A 17,300-nucleotide genomic window follows, 5' to 3' on the forward strand; every position below is an offset into this window, starting at 1 on the left:
GAGGGCGGGGCGATACGGGAATCGCCGGAGAACCGGCCGGGGCGAAAACGGCTGATTACCGCCCGGTGACAGGGGGCCACCATGCGAACAGCTGAGAGTATAAGAATACGCAGCAGCGCATGCAAGGCGCTACTTACATGGGAATCCGAATTCACCGTCCCGGCACGGGATTTATCGAATGGGCATTCCCTTGCGGCGGCCCCGACGGCAATCCGCGGTTAAAATCCGGGAATTGTCAATGCACCGGGATCACGTACGCGGGTGATTCACCGGCGCGGGGTGCGGGCGACCGGCGCCCGCCCGCACCCCGCGCGCTGCCACTTCCGGCCACGAGCGCGCCGGACCGGGGTCAACGACCCGTCTCTGCCAGTGCCTTGACACCGTTCAGCGTGGCCTCGATCCCCGTCCGCAGGTCGGCCAGCCTGGCGGCGATCAGCTCCTCCTCCCGTTCCGGCATCCGCGCAATGATCGCGCTGAGCCCGGAATTCCCGGGCCCGACACGCATGGAGTGCCGCAGCCGCGTCCCGCCGCCCTCCGGCTCCAGCGTGAACCGCCAGGTGGCCAGTGGCCGTTCGGGGTCGCCGACGACGTCACCGAAGCGGCCCTCCCCGTCGATCACCTCCCAGGCGAGGGCGCGCTCCTCGGCGCACTCCACGATCTGCGAGACGGTCCGCCAGTCGCCCGCTTTCGGATGGCTGTTGTACCCGGCGAACCGCGCCCCCACGACGGGCCCCGTGGCCCCGCCGAGCCATTCGACCCGCTGCAGCTCGGGGCTTGTCCGGGCCGGCAGACCGATGTCGCTCACCAACTCCCACACCACGCGCGGGGCCGCCGCCACGAAGACCTCGCACTCGACGCCCGGGCCGTCGGAATAGCGCATCCCATCTCCCCCTTCACACAAGGAACACCATGTCACCACGGACCCTACTCGGCACACCTGCGGCCCTTTTTGGCCGACTCCACCGGACACCCCGCCTCCCCGGCTGACCAAAAACGGACACTGCCGGTCGAAACCGACCACACTGCTCTGCCACAGTCGGGCCGTCCATTCCGCAGACGATCAAGGGAGAGTGCCGTGAGGGACATCGTTCCCCGCCGCAGAGGCATACGCACAGGCATCCGCAGCACCCTTGCCGCAGGCGCGGCCGGGCTCGTGGTCGCCGGGCTGTCATGGGGAGGTACGGCGCACGCCGCGGAGCCGGGGCGTGAACGGGCCGCACAGGCGGCGCCGTTGATCGATTCCGGGTCCGCCGCCGGCAAGAAGTTCCGGTCCACCGGGCGCCTCGTCGGGGGCGACGGCACGACCTGCACCGCCACCGTCATCCACTCCTCCGCACGGCCCGACCCCGCGCAGAAGGCGCTGATCCTCAGCAACGGGCACTGCGTGAGCGATTCGATGAAGACCAACGAGGTCGTCGTCGACCGGGCCGCTCCCGAGGGCTGGACCTTCACGCCCGCCTACTTCCACGACAACACCGCGGAGCAGAAGACGTTCTCCGTCGAGCGCGTGGTGTACGCGACGATGAAGGGCATCGACGTCTCGGTGCTCCGGGTCTCCGCCACCTACGGCGACCTGGCGAAGCTGGGCGTGACGCCCCGCACGCCCGCCGCGCACCGCCCCGCGCAGGGCGTCCGTCTGCAGGCCGCCCACGCCCCGACCGACGGCGTCGAGGAGGGGAAGCGCTTCCTGCGGCTGTCCGAGTGCGCGGTCACGGGCACCTCGGTGGCCCTGCACGAATACACCTGGCTGTGGCGGGACTTCGTGCGCACCGACTGCCGGGGCATCAGCGGCGGCTCCTCGGGCGGCGCCGTCACCACCGCCGACGGCACGCAGATCGTCGGCATGCTCAACACCGTGTCCACGCCCGGCTACTTCGGCTGCGGGCTGGGCCGTCCCTGCGAGGGCAGCGCCGCGGGGCTGGTCGTGCCCGCGGACGACACCGTCTACGTCACCCCGGTCGACGCCGTCGCCTCCTGCCTGGACGGCGCCGGCCTGCAGCTGGACCGGCCGGGCTGCCGGCTGGACCGGGGCGAGCAGGTCGAGGTGACCTCGTCCGGGCAGCAGACCCAGAGCACCACGCCGCACGGCCCGGCCCGCTGGGACGCGCACGTCACCCCGGCCGACGGCGGGCGCCACGCGTACGTCGCCTTCAAGAGCGGCCCGTTCGGCGCCACCGACTGCACCCGGCCCGAGGGCTACTCCCGCCCGCAGAAGCTGCCGTCGAAGGGCCTCGACTACTCCGAACTCCTGCCCAGGCACGACAACCTGTACGTGCTGTGCGCCGTCGGCGGCCCGGACGCCACCGCGCAGGGCCCCGCCTGGGCGAAGTCCTTCGCGTACCCGTCGTACACCTACGCGCGCGTGGACAACACTCCCCCGACCGTGGCCCCCGCGGTGGACGTCCAGCGCTTCGACGACGAGTCGGGCGCCAGTACGTACTGGGTGCGCCCCGTCTATGCCCCCTTCGAGATCACCAGTTACAAGATCAAGTACGGCCCGAAGGCGACGACACACTGCGCCGACCCCGACGGCTACCGCTACTTCCTGGGCATACCCGCCTCGTTGAAGGTTTCCGAGGGGCCGTGGACGTACTGCGCCATCGGCTACGACAACGCGGACAACCCGACGCCGCCGAAGACCGTCGAACTCCCCTAATCCACAGGTGACGTCGCCGCGCGCAGCGTGGCGCGCAGAGGGCCGTCCGGCTGGATCAGCAGGGCGGCCTTCGGCCGTACCGGGCCGGGGTCGACGTCCACGTGGAAGCGCTGGGCGAGCGTGGCCAGCAGCAACGCGGCCTCGACCTGGGCGAAGCGTGCCCCGAGGCAGGTGCGCTGGCCCCCGCCGAAGGGGAACCAGGCGTGGGCGGGCACCGCCTCGGCGGCGCGGGCGTCCCAGCGCTCGGGGCGGAAGGCGCCCGGGTCGGGGAACCAGCGCGGGTCGCGGTGCGCGGTCCACTGGCTGCACCACACCTTCGTGCCGGCCGCGACGGGCAGGCCGCCGAGTCTGGCGCCCTTGCGGGCGACGGCGGAGTGCAGCCAGACGGGCGGGTAGAGCCGCAACGACTCCTTGACGATCTGCTGGGTCCAGGGCAGGCGTTCGTAGTCGTCGATGCCCGGCGGCCGGCCGCCGAGGACCCGCCGCAGTTCGTCATCGAGCCGGGCCCGCACCTGCGGGGCGCCGGCCAGCAGGTACCAGGTCCAGGTCAGGGCCGTGGACGTGGTCTCGTGGCCGGCCGCCCAGAGCGTGACGGCCTCGTCCCGCACCTCCTGGGCGGAGAGCGGCCGGCCGTCCTCGTCCCGGGCCGCGAGCAGCCGGCTGAGCAGGTCGTCGCGGTCCTCGGCGGCCGCTCCGGCGGACCGGCGCTCGGCGATCAGCCGGTGGACCTCGGCATCGATGGCCGCCACGGCGGTCTCCACGCGGCGGCGTGCGGGGGTGCGCACCCAGCCGGGCAGGAAGAGGCTGATGCTCCGCAGTTCGGCGCCGACCTCGTGCTGGGCCACGATCATGGCGTCGCCGAGCGCGCTGCTCTGGTCGCCGATGTCGTTGCCGAACAGGGTGCGGACCACCACGCGCTGGGTGAGCAGCGCCATCTCCCGCAGCACGTCGATGCGTTGGCCGTCGCGCCAGCGGCCGGCAGTGGCCTGCGCGCAGTCGACCATGGTGGACGCGTAGAGGCGCACTTGGCGGGGGCGGACGGTCGGCTGGACCAGGGAGCGTTTGCGGCGCCACTCGGCGCCCTTGCTGAGGATGACGCTCTGCCCGGCGACGCGCCGGAACGCCCAGCCCACGTCGAGGATGTCGAAGGTCTGCTCCACCGCTCCCAGCAGTTCGCCGATGTGCTCGGGGTGCGAGACGAACAGGCTGCGCAGGGGCCCCAGCGACCAGGTCACGCCGTCGCCGTACTCATCGCGCAGCCGGGTGAGGAAGGTCAGCGGGTCCCGGCCGAAGGCGGGGAGGTTTCCGAGCAGCGGCAGGCCGCGCGGGCCGGCGACGGGACGGAGCGGAAGGACGGCGGGCGCGGCGGCGGCCATGGCGGGAACCTCCGGGCGGCGGCGTGGCCGCCCTGGCAGACAGTGGATCCCCTGATGGTGGCGTGCCGTTGGCGCAGGCAAAAGACGCAGATCGGGTGATACGGGCACAGGAGTGCGGGCAGCGCTCGGCTCGTCAGTCCTGGGCGCGCTGGGTCAGCGGGGCGTCCGTGCGGTCACCGAGGAACTCGTACCAGCGCCGCTGCAGGCACACGTAGCGGGTGTCCGCCTCGACCAGGCTCAGGAACGAGGACACGGTCTCCGCGAGCCGGTCCTGCAGCCCGCTGTCGGACAACTGCCCGTCCTGGAGCATCTCGTGCGCCTTGGCCAGGCTGAACATGTCGGGGTACACGCGTGTGCCGAGGTGTTCGAGCGGGACCCGCAGGGCCCACAGCCCGCGGTTGCCGCCGACCATGGAGGGGGAGGCCGAGGCCAGCAGGGCCTGTTTGTCCTTGAACGGCTGCGGCCGGACCCGAGAGATCCAGTCGACGGCGTTCTTCAGCACCCCGGGCACCGAGGCGTTGTACTCCGGCGAGGAGATGACGAAGGCGTCGCAGGCGTCCAGCCGTTCGCACAGGGCGCGGGCCCCCTGCGGGATGCCGTCGGCCGTCTCCACGTCGCCGTCGTAGAGGGGCATGGGGAAGTCCGCCAGCCGGGCCGTGTCGGCCACGGCGCCCGTGTCCTCGACGAGGCGCGCCAGGAGCGCGGCGAGGCGGGTGTTGAGGGCGTCGGCGCGCAGCGAGGCGCTCAGGACCAGGACCCGGATCGGGGCGGGTGCCGCATCGGTGGCCATGGGGCCCATCATGGCGCCGCCGGGGGCTCCCGGCGACCCGGCGGACGCCGGTCCGGTGAGTCCGTCACGGGTGCGGGACCGGTGCCTCCATGTGCGAGCTGATCCACTGGATGGGCCCGTCCCCCATGCTGGGCACGTACGTCCGTGCATTGTGCGAGCCGTTGGGTATCTCGCGCAGCATCGTGTGGACGGGGCCCGTGTTGCCGTAGGTGGCGATGAACTGCTTCACGTCCGCCATGGCCTTCTTCTCCCTGGTGCCGATCTGGAAGGCGATGTAGACGTCCGGCCCGCCGCGGGCGATCAGCTCCCGCGCCAGCACCTGCGGGTTGTTCTGCTGCCGCTCCTGCTCGTGGCCGGCCCACAGCCGGGAGTCGGGCACGATGTCGGGGCCGGAGGCGATGACGGTCTTGAACTTGTCCGGCTTCTGCAGCACGGACTTCAGCCCCGCGAAGCCGCCGGTGGACGAGCCCATGAAGCACCAGCCGTCCCGCGCCTTCAGCGTACGGAAGTTGGCCTTGACCAGGTCGGGGACGTCCTCGGTGAGCCAGGTGCCCATTTTCGGCTGGCCGGGGATGTCGCTGGCGTCGTAGTACACGCCCTTGTTCTCGGGGACCGGGTTCAGCACCGGCATGACCACGATGAACGGGAGGCTCTTGCCCTCCTCGGCCCACGTGGTGATGGAGGTCTGCAGATGCAGGTCGGTGCCCATCCAGTAGTTCTTCGGGAAGCCCGCGCCCCCGGGCAGGGCGATCATCACGGGGAAGCCGCTCTTCGCGTACGCCGGGTCGTCGTACTGCTTGGGGGCCCACACCCACACCGGGCCGGTGAAACCCGACTTGGCTCCGTGCAGGGTCGTCACTGCGATCTTCGTGCCGTCGTCCAGGGTGCTCTCCTCCCGGAAGTCCGCCTCGGGCCCGGTGGGCATCAGCGTCCGGGGGTCGGTGCTCTGCGTGGCCTGAACGCCACTGGGCTTCCTGCCGAACCGGATGGTTTCGCCCTTGTCCGGGAAGACGCCGAAGTGGTCGAGCACCGGCCAGGCGATGAGCCCGAGCACCACCAGGGAGGCCAGCACCACGCACCACTTCTTGGCGCGTGATATTCGATCACGCGCCTTCGATCGGTGAGTGCTGCCGGGCGAGTAGGACATCGCAATACTCCAAGAGGATTCTCGCCGCCGGCCCCCCGGCGCGCACCCGCGGCCCTAGGGCCTGTCCGATGGGTCAGCACAGACCCCACGACGCCCGGCACGGCACCTCGCCGCGTTGTCGCATCACCCGAGTATGCCCAGTACGCGGATGATGCTCCGCCTTGCGATGCACCGCACCAGACGCCGCGGGGCCCGCACTGACCCATCGGACAGGCCCTAGGCGATCAGCAGCGCCGCGTCCCAGGGCAGCCCCCCGTCCGGCACCGGCCCCGCCAGGTGGTCGGCCAGCGCGAGGGCGGTGCCCGCCGCCCCTTCCAGGAAGCCGTACAGGGAGGAGAAGACGAACTCCCGCGCCGGATCGCGGTGCACCATGACCTCCGCGGCCAGCGGACCGAGCGCGGCGTGCAGCCGGACGTCACCGCTGTCCTGGGCCATCCGGGTGACGACCTGGAGCAGCCCTGCGGTCCCGTGGCAGATCATGCCGTCCGGGAGCCCCCACTCCCGGCGCGGTCGCTCCAGCACGGCGAGCACCGCGTCGACGGCCTCCCGCTGCCACCCGGGCTCGCCCAGCGCCAGGCCCGCCAGCTGCAGGGCACGGGCGACGCCCGGTGTGCCGTAGCACCACGCGGAGCGGGACCGGGGTGCATGGACGCCGTCGCGCCCGTGGCGGTGGTCCGGGTCCAGGCAGGCCGGCCACGAGGAGGCGGTCCCGCCGTCCTGCAGGCGGTGCTCCCGCAGCCAGCCCGCGATGTGCCGCATGGCGTCGTCCGCCCCCGGCACGACGACGCCCTCCCGTTGGGCGAGGGCCAGCAGGGCCAGCGGGCCCGGAATGCCGTGCGCGAGGCCGAGGTTGAGGTGTCCGCGCGGGTAACTGTCCGCCGCGGCCGGGGACGGCGGTCCGGACACCAGCCAACCCGGGACCGTCCGGCCGTCGTTCCGCAATGGACGGCTCAACTCGACGAAATGGGCGAGGACTTCGCGGAGCAGTTGCCTCTGCTCGGCGCCGCAGGCGAGCAAGTAGCGGCCGATTCCCGCGAGTCCGCCGATCACGTCGTAGTCGGCCATGGCGGGCCCGGCCGTCCCGGCCGCCAGCCGGGCCCGTTCCCGGGCCAGGACGGAGCGCACGTGCCCGGCGACGCGCTCGTCCAGCGCCGGGAGGAGCCGGGCGTAGTCCTGCGGCCGCGCGACCGCGGAGCGCACGGCGAAGGCCAGGGCCGGTACACCGTAGTAGAGCCCGACAGCCGGCTGCGGGCTCCCGAGGCGGGACACCGCGGCGGCCAGGTGGGCGTGCGCCACCGGGCGCCGGGCAGGGTCCTCGCGCCCGAGCCTGGCGTGCAGCAGGGCCACCCCGGGGTGGCCCTCGCCCAGCGAGACGGCTCCGGGGATGCGGCCGGGGTCGCCGAGCCGGCCCGCGACCGCCTCGACCGCCGCCTCGATCCGCCGGGAATTCTTCATCGGTTTTCCTCTTCTCAGCAATTCCGGAACGAGCCGGAAACAATCCCTTAACACTTCGCCAGGGGCTTTCCGACCCGGGTTTGACGAAGATCGTAAACGTGTCCTAGCGTTCGAATCGCGCCGGACTCCCCGGCCCGACAGCAAGGAGAAACAAATGAAGACGATGCACCTCGCCGAGGTCGACATGATCGAGGCCGACGCTTTCGACCTGGACCTCAGGGAAATTGCCGCCCCGGTCGACGAGACCCTGGCCGCGCACCCCTCACTGGGCACCTGCTTCTGCACCGCGATGCACTGCTGAAAAGCACGCCGGATCCGGCCGGGCCGCTTTCCCGAAACCCGGGAAAGCGGCCCGGCCGCCTGCCATCATTCTTTATCGATTTCTTTTCGGGGGCTCTTTCGTGTCCGCACCGGCATCGATTTTCCGCTGCGCGGATATCGCCCTGCTGAGGGCTCCGGTCCTCGCCCACGACACGCTCCGGAACACCTGGGAACAGCTCCGTCCCGGTGATTCCGGCGAACGCGAACACCTGACCCGGTACATTGCCGGGCTCGTCTCCCGCCCGGGAGTGCAGGAGGCCGTCGCGACGGCCAGCCCTTCCCTGGCCCGCACCGTGACCGAGGTGCGCGACGGCGGACCGGTCGAGCTGAAGCGGCTGCGCGGAGCCGCGCTCTCGCTGACCCGCTACTGCATCCGGATGGCGTCGCGGCCCACGCCCTTCGGCCTGTTCGCGGGCGTCGCCGCCGTGCAGGTCTCGGACACCGCCGAGGCCCGGCTCGGCCGGGCCCACCGGGCGGTGGCGCGCCCCGACATGGCCTGGCTGACGGAGCTCCTCACCCGCCTGGAGACGCGGCCCGACGTCCTGCCCGGGCTACGGGTGACGGCCAACGACCTGGCCTTCGTGCGGGGCGACCGGCTCGTCCTGCCCTGCGCTGGCCGCGCCGTCGCCGAGGTCTCCGTCCGGCACACGGCCCCCGTCGAGGCCGCCCGTGCCCTCGCCGCCGTCCCGGTCGTCCACGGCGAGCTGCGCCGCAGGATGACCGAACGCTTCCCGTCCGTCCCCGCATCGCGCGTGGACGACCTGCTGACGCACCTGGTCGAGCACGAGTTCCTGCTCACCGAGCTGCACCCCGCCCCCGGCACGGTCGACCCCCTCACCCACGCGATCGGCCGCCTCCCCGACGTCCCCGAACGCACCGAACTGGCCGCCGTCCACCGCGAGCTCGGCGCCGACACCGCCGCGGCGGCTCAGCGGATGCAGCGCCTGCACGCCTCCGAGCGACCCCTGCAGGTGGACCTGGCACTCGATGCGGACGTGCGCCTGCCCGCCGGCGTGGCGGCCGAGGCCGAGCGCGCCGCCACGGCCCTCTGGCGGATGTCCCTGTCCCCGGCGGTGCCCCATCTCGCCCAGTACCACGGCGACTTCCTCGAACGGTACGGCACCGGCCGTCCGGTCCCGCTGCGGGAACTGCTCGACGCGGACTGCGGACTCGGCGCACCCGCCGGGTATCTCATGCCGCCCGGCGACCGGGAGAAGCCGCCCCGCCCGGCCGTCACGCCGCAGGCGGAGCTGCGCATCGAACTGGCACAGAGCGCGGCCCTGGCCGGACAGCGCGAGATCGTCCTCGACGACGGCCTCGTCGCCCGGCTGAGCCCCGGCGCCGAACTGCCGCCGCCCGCCTCACTGGAGCTGTACGCCCGCGTCCTGGCCGGCTCCGCCGACGACCTCACCGCCGGGCGCTTCCGCCTCTGGCTGGCCCCGGGGACGGGCGCCGACCACGCCGGAGCGACGATCGGCCGGTTCTCCCACCTGCTGCCCGACGCGGCCCGGCGCACCGCACTGGCGTGCCGGGACGCCGAGTCCGGCGGCGCGGACTGCGCCCAGCTCTCCCTGCGCACGGTCCACGCACGCTCGGCGAACCTGACCCGGGTCCCGCAGTGGCTGGACCGGCAGATCGTCGTCGGCTCCTTCGCCGACCCCGCCGACCCCTGCGTCGTACGGCTCGACGACCTCGCGGTGGAAGCCGACACGACCCGGCTGCACCTGGTCGTGTCGAGCACCGGCCGCCGGATCGTGCCGCTCGCCTGGAACATGCTCAACCCCGCGGCACAGGCCTCCAACCTCGGCCGCTTCCTGCGCGAGATCCGCCTGTCCGGCGTGCGGCCGGGCTTCGGGTGGGACTGGGGCCCGATGGAGGCCGCCCCGTACACCCCGCGCGTGCGCTACGGACGCACCGTGCTCGCCCCGGCGCGCTGGCGCATGACCGACCCCTGCTTCGCCGACGACAGCATGCCGGACGACAAGTGGCGCCGGGAATTCGGCCGTTGGCGTGAGCGCTGGGGCGTGCCGGACCGGGTGCAACTGTGCGTGGCCGACCGCACCCTGGAGCTCGACCTGGGCTCGGAGCTGCACATCCGGCTGGTGCGGCAGGACGTCCTGCGCTCGCCCGATGCGGTACTGCGCGAAGTGCCGGAGGAGGAGCACGCGTACGGGTGGTTCTCCGGGGAGGACGGTGCACACGCCGCCGAGATCGTCTTCCCGCTGCTCGCACCGCGGCCGGCCGCTCCACGGCCGGCACGGCGCGCCCCGGTCCGGGCCGTCCGCTCGCAGGCACCGGGCGGCGAGTGGCTGTACGCCAAGGTCCACGGCTCGACGCACCGGCAGAACGAGTTGCTGGCGCGGCACGTGCCGCGCCTGCTGGCGGCGCTCCCCGAGGGGACCGACCGCTGGTTCTTCCTCCGCTACCGCGACCCCGGCCCCCACCTGCGTCTGCGCTTCCACGGTGACCCCGAGGCCCTCAACCGGCAGTTGCTGCCCCGCGTCCACGACTGGTTCGCGGACCTGCGGCGCTCGGGGCTGGCCGGCCGGCTGGTGCTCGACACCTACGAGCCCGAGTGGGAGCGCTACGGGGGCCGGGCCGCGACGGTGGCGGCCGAGGAGGCGTTCTGCGCGGACAGCGCGGCCGTGCTGGCCCAGCTCACCGCCCTGGAGACGGGCCACCTGCCGATGGAGCGGGAGCTGCTGGGCGCCCTCAACATGCTCGACGTCGTGCGGCACGTCCTCGGCGAGGAGGACGCCGAAGGGTGGCTCCTGGCCACGTATCCCCGCTCCCCCGCCCACGACGCCGTGCGCGACCGCCGCCGGCAGGCGGCCGCACGGATGGAGGCGCTGCCGCACGCCCTGCCCGGCGCCCCGGAACGGGCCCCTGTGCTGTCCCGCTACGGCGAGGTGCTGCGCTCCCTGCCCGCCGCGGACCGCCGGACGGCGCTGACGGGCCTGGTGCACCTGCACCACAACCGGCTGCTGGGCATCGACCCCGAGGCGGAGGACCGGGCCCGGGCCATCGCCCGCGGCGCGCTGGAGATCCGCCGCGGACGCCGCCGGGCCGATGGCACAGCCGCACATTCCGTGGGTTGATGGGGAGAAGGACGGCCACGGAGGGCAGGTGCGCACCATGGCGAAGCAGACGGTCGCCGAACAGTTCGTGGACATCCTGGTGCGGGCGGGGGTGCAGCGGCTCTACGGGGTGGTCGGCGACAGCCTCAACCCCGTCGTCGACGCCGTGCGCCGCCACCGCGGCATCGAGTGGATCCAGGTGCGCCACGAGGAGACCGCCGCCTTCGCCGCGGGCGCCGAGGCCCAGCTGACCGGCACGCTCGCCGCGTGCGCGGGCTCGTGCGGCCCGGGCAACCTGCACCTCATCAACGGGCTCTACGACGCCCACCGTTCGATGGCCCCGGTCCTCGCGCTCGCCTCGCACATCCCCAGCAGCGAGATCGGCACCGGGTTCTTCCAGGAGACGCACCCGGACCGGCTCTTCCAGGAGTGCAGTCACTACAGCGAGCTCGTCTCCAGCCCCCGCCAGATGCCCCGGGTGCTGCAGACCGGCATCCAGCACGCGGTCGGCCAGGGCGGCGTGAGCGTCGTCGCCCTGCCCGGCGACATCGCCGCCGCGCCGGCCCCCGAACGCAGCGTCGAGCACGCGCCGGCCACCAACCGCCCCTCGGTACGGCCCGGCGACGCGGAGATCGCCGCCCTGGCCCGCATGGTCGACGAGGCGGAGAAGGTGACCCTCTTCTGCGGCAGCGGCACCGCGGGCGCCCACGACGAGGTGATGGCGTTCGCGGAACGGGTGAAGTCCCCGGTGGGGCACGCCCTGCGCGGCAAGGAGTGGATCCAGTACGACAACCCCTACGACGTGGGCATGAGCGGCCTGCTCGGGTACGGCGCGGCCTACGAGGCCACCCACGAGTGCGACCTGCTGCTCCTGCTGGGCACCGACTTCCCGTACAACGCCTTCCTCCCCCACGGCGACGTGCGGATCGTGCAGGTGGACGTGCGGCCCGAGCACCTGGGCCGGCGCGTGAAGCTCGATCTCGCGGTGTGGGGCGACGTCCGCGAGACGCTGCGCTGCCTGACCCCGCAGGTCCGTCCCAAGACGGACCGGAGGTTCCTCGACAGGATGCTCGAGAAACACGCCGACGCCCTCGAAGGCGTCGTGAAGGCCTATACGCGCAAGATCGAGAAGCACACGCCGGTCCATCCCGAGTACGTGGCCTCCGTACTGGACGAAGAGGCCGCCGACGATGCGGTGTTCACCGTCGACACCGGTATGAACAACGTGTGGGCCGCCCGCTATCTCACCCCCAACGGCCGCCGCCGCGTGATCGGTTCCTTCACGCACGGCTCGATGGCCAACGCCCTGCCGCAGGCCATCGGCGCCCAGCTGCTCGACCGCGGCCGCCAGGTCGTCTCGATGTCCGGCGACGGCGGGTTCACGATGCTGATGGGCGACTTCCTCACCCTGGTCCAGTACGACCTGCCGGTCAAAGTGGTGCTGTTCGACAACTCCTCGCTGGGCATGGTCGAACTGGAGATGCTGGTGAGCGGCCTCCCCTCCCACGGAACCACCAATCACAACCCCGACTTCGCGGCCATCGCCCGGGCGGCGGGCGCCTTCGGTGTGCGGGTGGAGAAGCCCAGGCAGGTGCGCAGTGCGCTGCGCGACGCCTTCCGGCACAAGGGCCCGGCGCTCGTGGACGTCGTCACCGACCCCAATGCCCTGTCCATCCCCCCGAAGATCACCGCGGAGATGGTGGGCGGATTCGCCGTGTCCGCGGGGAAGATCGTCCTGGACGGCGGGGTGGGCCGCATGCTCCAGATGGCCCGCTCCAACCTGCGCAACGTGCCCCGTCCTTGACCGGTCGTTTCAGAACGAGCAACCGTCAATTGCTGGTTGACGGCAAGGTGTCGTCAACTTACGGTTGACGCATGAGTCCACTCGACATCAGCCTCGCCGACCTGATCGCCCGGCTCGACGAGGAACTCCCCGACTCCAGTGAACTGGCCCGCATCAGCGAGGCGCGCCTTCGCGCCCAGACGCTGTCCGACCTCGGCGACCAGCTCATCGACCACTACGTCAGCAGGGCCAAGCAGTCCGGCGCGTCATGGACCGAGATCGGCGACGCCATCGGCGTGTCCAAACAGGCCGCTCAGCAACGCCACGCACCCAACGCGTTCGAGCGGTTCACCAACCTCAACCGGCACAGCATCGTGCTGGCCCAGGAAGCCGCCCGAACGCGCAAGCACGACTTCATCGGCACCGAACACATCCTGCTCGGCCTGCTCGGCGAACCGCAGGGCCTGGCGTACGAGGTGCTGGTGGCGAAGACCGGCTCGGAGCAGCGCATCCGCGACGCGATCGAGGAAGTGATGCCGCCGGCCGGGAAGAAGGCGCTGCGGGGTCATATCGCGTTCCGGCCGGAGAGCAAGAACGTCATTGAGCAGGCACGTCACGCGTCGGTCGGCCTCGGCCACGACTGGGTCGGCACGGAACACACACTGCTGGGCCTGATCCGCACCGAGCAGAGCCCGGCCGCGCAGATCCTGCACGGCCTCGGCTTCACGTCGGACGAGCTGCACGAGACGGTCGCGACCGGGATCGCCCGACGGCTCGCCGCGCGCGACAAGCAGTAGCGAAACGCGGGGCGGCGTGCTCGCGCCGCCCCCACCACCACCCGACCGCCGGCACGACACCGGGCCCCGATATTCGTTCGCGGCGCCGACTCCTGCCGGATAGCGTGAACGCATGCCTCCGGTTCACGGCGACGCCCACGACGACACCTTCGCCGCATGGCTCCGCAGCAACACCGCGCCGCTCGACGGGCTCGACCCCGACGCCCCGCTCGACGACCTGGAGCCACTGCGGGAGGCCATCGGCGGCGCCCGCGTGGTCGCGATCGGCGAGAACTCGCACTTCATCGAGGAATTCGCCCGTGCCCGCCACCGCATCCTGCGCTTCCTCGTCGAGCGCTGCGGCTTCACCGTCCTCGCCTTCGAGTACGGCTTCAGCGAGGCCTTCGCCGTCGACGCCTGGACCCGGGGCGCGGGCACGGAGGCCGATCTCGACGAACTCGCCACGGCGGCCCTGCCGGTGGGCATCCACGAGCCGCTGCGCTGGCTGCGCCGGCACAACGCCCGCGCGCCCCGCCCCGTGCGGTTCGCCGGTGCCGACCTCCCCGAGGCGGGCGGCTCGCTGCTGCCCGCGCTGATCCCGGTCCTGACGTACCTGCGCGAGACCGACCCGGCCGCCGTGCCGCTGGCCGAGCAGGCGATCGGCATCGCCGAGCGCTTCGCGGCCCCGTCCATGGCCGCCTCCGCACCCGCCTGGGCCCGTCTCGGCGCCGCGGACCAGGACGCCCTCAGCGCCCTGCTGCTGCGGCTGGCCACCCGCTTCCGGACCGTCGAGCCGCTGTACGTCGCGCACGGCGGCCAGGACGCCTACGACCTGGCGCTGCGGCGCGTGGAAGGCGCGTGCCACACCGACTACACCTACCGCGCCATGTCCGAACTCTTCGCCGGCAAGGGGCTGCCCGCCGACACCTCGGCCCGCGAGGTCTACATGGCCGGCTCCGTGCTCTGGCACCTGGAGCACTCCGCGCCGGACACCCGGATCGTGCTCGCGGCCCACAACGCCCACATCCAGAAAGCGCCCGTCGCACACGGCGGCACGCTCTCCGCCCTGCCCATGGGGCAGCACCTGCACCGCGCCCTCGGCGACGACTACTTCGCGCTCGGCCTGACCAGCACCGGCGGCGACACCGCGGAGATGCGCCTGGACGAGCACGCCCGCTTCGGCTTCGCCGTCGACCCCACCCCGCTCGGCGCCCCCGAACCGGGCAGCATCGAGGCCGCGTTCGCCGGAGCGGCCCCCGGGGCCGGCCTCGTCGCGCTGCGCGGGGCGCCGCGTTCGCCGGCCGGGCCGGACCGGATCCGGATGCAGGGCGCGTATCTGCACACGCCCGTCCTGGAGGCCTTCGACGGCATGCTGCACGTCCCGCAGTCCACCGTCTTCGGCGGCCTCGCCTCACTCGGCTACTGATTTCCCCTCCTCAACCACTGGCCATCTGCGGCCCGTTGCTGCACACTGGCCCCTCGTGATGCGCCTGTCGAGGTCGACCACAGCACGCGCGGCCGCCGTCGCGCTCGCGGCTCTCACCGCCTTCCTGGCTCCGGCCGCCCCGGTCGCCGCGGGCCCCGCCCGCGGTCCGCTGCGCGGCCCCGCCGCCCCCGCCGAGTTCAGCTACCTCCAGAAGGCCGTGCCCGGCAGGCCGTTGCCCCGCCACGCCTTCGACCGGGCCGCGGCGCAGGCCGCCGCGCTGCCGGCCGTCCCCGGCCGCTGGCAGCCGCTCGGTCCGACGAACATCGGCGGCCGGGTCGTCTCCCTCGCCCTCGACCCGCGGCGCGCGGACACCCTGTACGCGGCCGCCGCCAGCGGCGGGCTGTGGCGCTCGGACGACGCGGGCCGCACCTTCCGCCCCGCCTGGCCGGACGGCGCCACCCAGGCCATGGGGGCGGTCGCGGCCTCACCGGACGGCATGCTCTACGCGGGCACCGGGGAGCCCAACCCGGGCGGCGGAAGCGTCACTTACGAGGGCACCGGGGTCTACCGGTCGGCCGACCGCGGCCGCACCTGGCATCCCGCCGGCCTGCGCGACTCGGGGACGATCGGCGCCCTCGCCGTGGACCCCCGCTCCCCGCGCCGGATCCTGGCCGCGGCGACCGGCTCGCTCTACTCCCCCGGCGGCGACCGCGGCGTGTACCTGTCCGCCGACTCCGGCTCCTCCTGGCGGCGCGTGCTCGACGTGCCGGGCCCGTTCACCGGCGCCGTCGACGTGCAGTTCGACCCGGCCGTGCCGCGCCGCGTCTACGCGGTGCTGTGGGACCACCGCCGCGAACCCGACAAGCGCACCTACGGCGGCGCCGGTTCGGGGGTCTACCGCTCCGACGACGCCGGAGCCCACTGGAGGCGGCTGGGCGGCGGGCTGCCCTCCCCCGGCCCGGACACCGGCCGCATCGGGCTCGCCGTCGCCGCCTCCGCACCGGGACGGCTGTACGCGCTCGTCGGCGACGCGGCGGGCGGCTTCGCCGGCTTCTACACCTCCGCCGACGCCGGCGACAGCTGGTCGAGACTGCCCGACGACAAACGGCTCGAACAGTCGCAGAGCAGCTACAGCTGGTGGTTCGGCAAGGTCTGGGCCGACCCCCGGGACGCCCGGCATCGGCACGCCGCCGGCGTCGGCCTGATGACCTCGGCCGACGGCGGCGCGACGTGGACCGACGACCACGACGCCGTCCACTCCGACCAGCACGCCATGATCTGGGACCCGCGCCGCCCCGGGCGGGTCTACCTCGGCAACGACGGCGGGGTCTACCGCTCGGACACGAGTGGGGACGGCGACTGGAGCAAGGCCGTGTACGAGCCGTGGACCCAGCTGTACAGCGTGGCCACCACTCCCCGGGACCCCGGACGGATCTCCGGCGGCGCCCAGGACAACGGCTCGGTGCGGTCCTGGGGCGGCGCGCGGTTCAACACCTACTTCGGCGGCGACGGCCTGCAGAACCTCATCGACCCCACCGACGAGAACCACGTCTACGCCTGCTACCAGTACGGCAGTTGCGCCCGTTCCACCGACGGCGGAACGACGATGACGCCCTTCGACGCCGCCACCACCGCGGACCGCCGCAACTGGTTCACGCCGGTGCAGTTCGACCCCGCGGACCCGCGCGTCCTGTACTACGGCGGCAACCGGCTCAACCGCTCGGCCGACGGCGGGGCGACCTGGGAGCCGATCAGCCCGGACCTGACCGGTGGCCCCGGCCGCGACACCTACCCGTACGGGACGATCACCACGGTCGCGGCGGCGCGCGACGGCGCCACCGTGTGGGCGGGCACCGACGACGGCCGCCTCTGGGTGACCCGCGACCTGGGCCGGCACTGGTCCAAGGTCCTCGACGGGCAGCCGTGGGTGACCCGCGTGACCGCCGACCCCCGCAACCCTGCAGGAGCCTGGGTCGCGCTCTCCGGCTACCGCTCCGGCTCGCCCCTGCCCCACCTGCTGCACACCGCCGACGCCGGCCGCACCTGGACCGACCTGTCCGGGAACCTGCCCCGGGCCCCCGTCAACGACGTGCTGAGCGGGGTCGGCGGCAGGCTCTACGCCGCCACCGACCAAGGGGTGTTCACCCGCACCACCCGCGGCTGGCACCGCCTCGGCTCCGGCCTCCCGCTGGTCCCCGTCTCGGGCATCGCCTACGACCACGCCGCCCACCGGCTGGTGGCCGCCACCTTCGGGCGGGGCTTCTATGCGACCCGGGTCCCATAGGGCCTGTCCGATGGGTCAGTGCAGGCCCTAGGCCCGCCGCCGCAGGCACCGTCGAGAGATCTGGCTCACACGGTCCGCCGCGTCCCCCGGTGATAGAAATGAGGGCGCCGCACCGGGTCGGCAGGGGGAAAGCGGCAACGGGTCGACAGTGACGCGCGGCACCGAACCGCGCCGGGCCGGGTGCGCCGTCCCGTACCCGCAGCAAGAGA

12 protein-coding genes are annotated in these 17,300 nt (G+C 72.9%); 7 read left to right on the plus strand and 5 right to left on the minus strand.

Going from position 1 to position 17,300, the window contains the following annotated elements; all coding sequences use genetic code 11:
* Positions 1-349: 349 nt before the first annotated feature.
* On the minus strand, positions 350-880 hold the full coding sequence (locus ACLHRZ_RS29235) for an SRPBCC family protein (protein WP_490421557.1): 531 nt from the start codon (positions 878-880) through the stop codon (positions 350-352).
* Between the two features lie 195 nt (positions 881-1,075).
* On the opposite strand from ACLHRZ_RS29235, the gene ACLHRZ_RS29240 reads away from it, so the two are divergent.
* Entirely contained in the window at positions 1,076-2,656 is a 1,581-nt protein-coding gene (locus ACLHRZ_RS29240; RefSeq protein WP_490421558.1) for a trypsin-like peptidase domain-containing protein, read from the plus strand.
* Here the strand turns inward: ACLHRZ_RS29240 and ACLHRZ_RS29245 are convergent.
* The 4 genes from ACLHRZ_RS29245 to ACLHRZ_RS29260 all read right to left on the minus strand — a co-directional run bounded on the left by ACLHRZ_RS29245 (position 2,653) and on the right by ACLHRZ_RS29260 (position 7,424).
* Positions 2,653-4,032: a cytochrome P450 gene (locus ACLHRZ_RS29245; protein WP_490421559.1), complete on the minus strand. Its 1,380-nt coding sequence runs from the start codon at positions 4,030-4,032 to the stop codon at positions 2,653-2,655. The genes ACLHRZ_RS29240 and ACLHRZ_RS29245 overlap by 4 nt on opposite strands.
* A gap of 133 nt (positions 4,033-4,165) precedes the next feature.
* Positions 4,166-4,822, minus strand: coding sequence for an NADPH-dependent FMN reductase (locus tag ACLHRZ_RS29250; protein ID WP_490421560.1), 657 nt, complete (start codon positions 4,820-4,822; stop codon positions 4,166-4,168).
* Between the two features lie 64 nt (positions 4,823-4,886).
* A complete protein-coding gene (locus ACLHRZ_RS29255) occupies positions 4,887-5,969 on the minus strand; it encodes an alpha/beta hydrolase (RefSeq protein ID WP_490421561.1) in 1,083 nt (360 codons plus the stop codon).
* A 216-nt stretch (positions 5,970-6,185) separates the two neighbouring features.
* Positions 6,186-7,424, minus strand: coding sequence for a lanthionine synthetase C family protein (locus ACLHRZ_RS29260; protein WP_490421562.1), 1,239 nt, complete (start codon positions 7,422-7,424; stop codon positions 6,186-6,188).
* Between the two features lie 154 nt (positions 7,425-7,578).
* Between ACLHRZ_RS29260 and ACLHRZ_RS29265 the strand changes: the two genes are divergently transcribed.
* From ACLHRZ_RS29265 to ACLHRZ_RS29290, 6 genes are all read left to right on the plus strand, one after another.
* The gene (locus ACLHRZ_RS29265; protein ID WP_490421563.1) at positions 7,579-7,725 is read left to right on the plus strand and encodes a hypothetical protein; all 147 of its coding nucleotides are present in this window, start codon (positions 7,579-7,581) and stop codon (positions 7,723-7,725) included.
* A gap of 100 nt (positions 7,726-7,825) precedes the next feature.
* A complete protein-coding gene (locus ACLHRZ_RS29270; protein ID WP_490421564.1) occupies positions 7,826-10,843 on the plus strand; it encodes a lantibiotic dehydratase in 3,018 nt (1,005 codons plus the stop codon).
* A gap of 37 nt (positions 10,844-10,880) precedes the next feature.
* The gene (locus ACLHRZ_RS29275; RefSeq protein WP_490421565.1) at positions 10,881-12,626 is read left to right on the plus strand and encodes a pyruvate dehydrogenase; all 1,746 of its coding nucleotides are present in this window, start codon (positions 10,881-10,883) and stop codon (positions 12,624-12,626) included.
* Positions 12,627-12,697: 71 nt separating this feature from the next.
* A complete protein-coding gene (locus tag ACLHRZ_RS29280) occupies positions 12,698-13,402 on the plus strand; it encodes a Clp protease N-terminal domain-containing protein (RefSeq protein WP_490421566.1) in 705 nt (234 codons plus the stop codon).
* Between the two features lie 112 nt (positions 13,403-13,514).
* On the plus strand, positions 13,515-14,807 hold the full coding sequence (locus ACLHRZ_RS29285; RefSeq protein ID WP_490421567.1) for an erythromycin esterase family protein: 1,293 nt from the start codon (positions 13,515-13,517) through the stop codon (positions 14,805-14,807).
* 58 nt (positions 14,808-14,865) lie between these two features.
* On the plus strand, positions 14,866-17,091 hold the full coding sequence (locus tag ACLHRZ_RS29290; protein WP_490421585.1) for a WD40/YVTN/BNR-like repeat-containing protein: 2,226 nt from the start codon (positions 14,866-14,868) through the stop codon (positions 17,089-17,091).
* Positions 17,092-17,300 lie beyond the last annotated feature (209 nt).

The sequence above is a fragment of the Streptomyces sp. AM25 genome, assembly GCF_058146165.1.

Excerpts from the sequence above, each read along its gene's own strand:
- ACLHRZ_RS29235 (WP_490421557.1), bottom strand. The coding sequence starts at position 880 with ATGCGCTATTCCGACGGCCCGGGCGTCGAGTGCGAGGTCTTCGTGGCG.
- ACLHRZ_RS29245 (WP_490421559.1), bottom strand. The coding sequence starts at position 4,032 with ATGGCCGCCGCCGCGCCCGCCGTCCTTCCGCTCCGTCCCGTCGCCGGC.
- ACLHRZ_RS29250 (WP_490421560.1), bottom strand. The coding sequence starts at position 4,822 with ATGGCCACCGATGCGGCACCCGCCCCGATCCGGGTCCTGGTCCTGAGC.
- ACLHRZ_RS29255 (WP_490421561.1), bottom strand. The coding sequence starts at position 5,969 with ATGTCCTACTCGCCCGGCAGCACTCACCGATCGAAGGCGCGTGATCGA.
- ACLHRZ_RS29260 (WP_490421562.1), bottom strand. The coding sequence starts at position 7,424 with ATGAAGAATTCCCGGCGGATCGAGGCGGCGGTCGAGGCGGTCGCGGGC.
- ACLHRZ_RS29265 (WP_490421563.1), top strand. The coding sequence starts at position 7,579 with ATGAAGACGATGCACCTCGCCGAGGTCGACATGATCGAGGCCGACGCT.
- ACLHRZ_RS29275 (WP_490421565.1), top strand. The coding sequence starts at position 10,881 with ATGGCGAAGCAGACGGTCGCCGAACAGTTCGTGGACATCCTGGTGCGG.
- ACLHRZ_RS29280 (WP_490421566.1), top strand. The coding sequence starts at position 12,698 with ATGAGTCCACTCGACATCAGCCTCGCCGACCTGATCGCCCGGCTCGAC.
- ACLHRZ_RS29285 (WP_490421567.1), top strand. The coding sequence starts at position 13,515 with ATGCCTCCGGTTCACGGCGACGCCCACGACGACACCTTCGCCGCATGG.
- ACLHRZ_RS29290 (WP_490421585.1), top strand. The coding sequence starts at position 14,866 with ATGCGCCTGTCGAGGTCGACCACAGCACGCGCGGCCGCCGTCGCGCTC.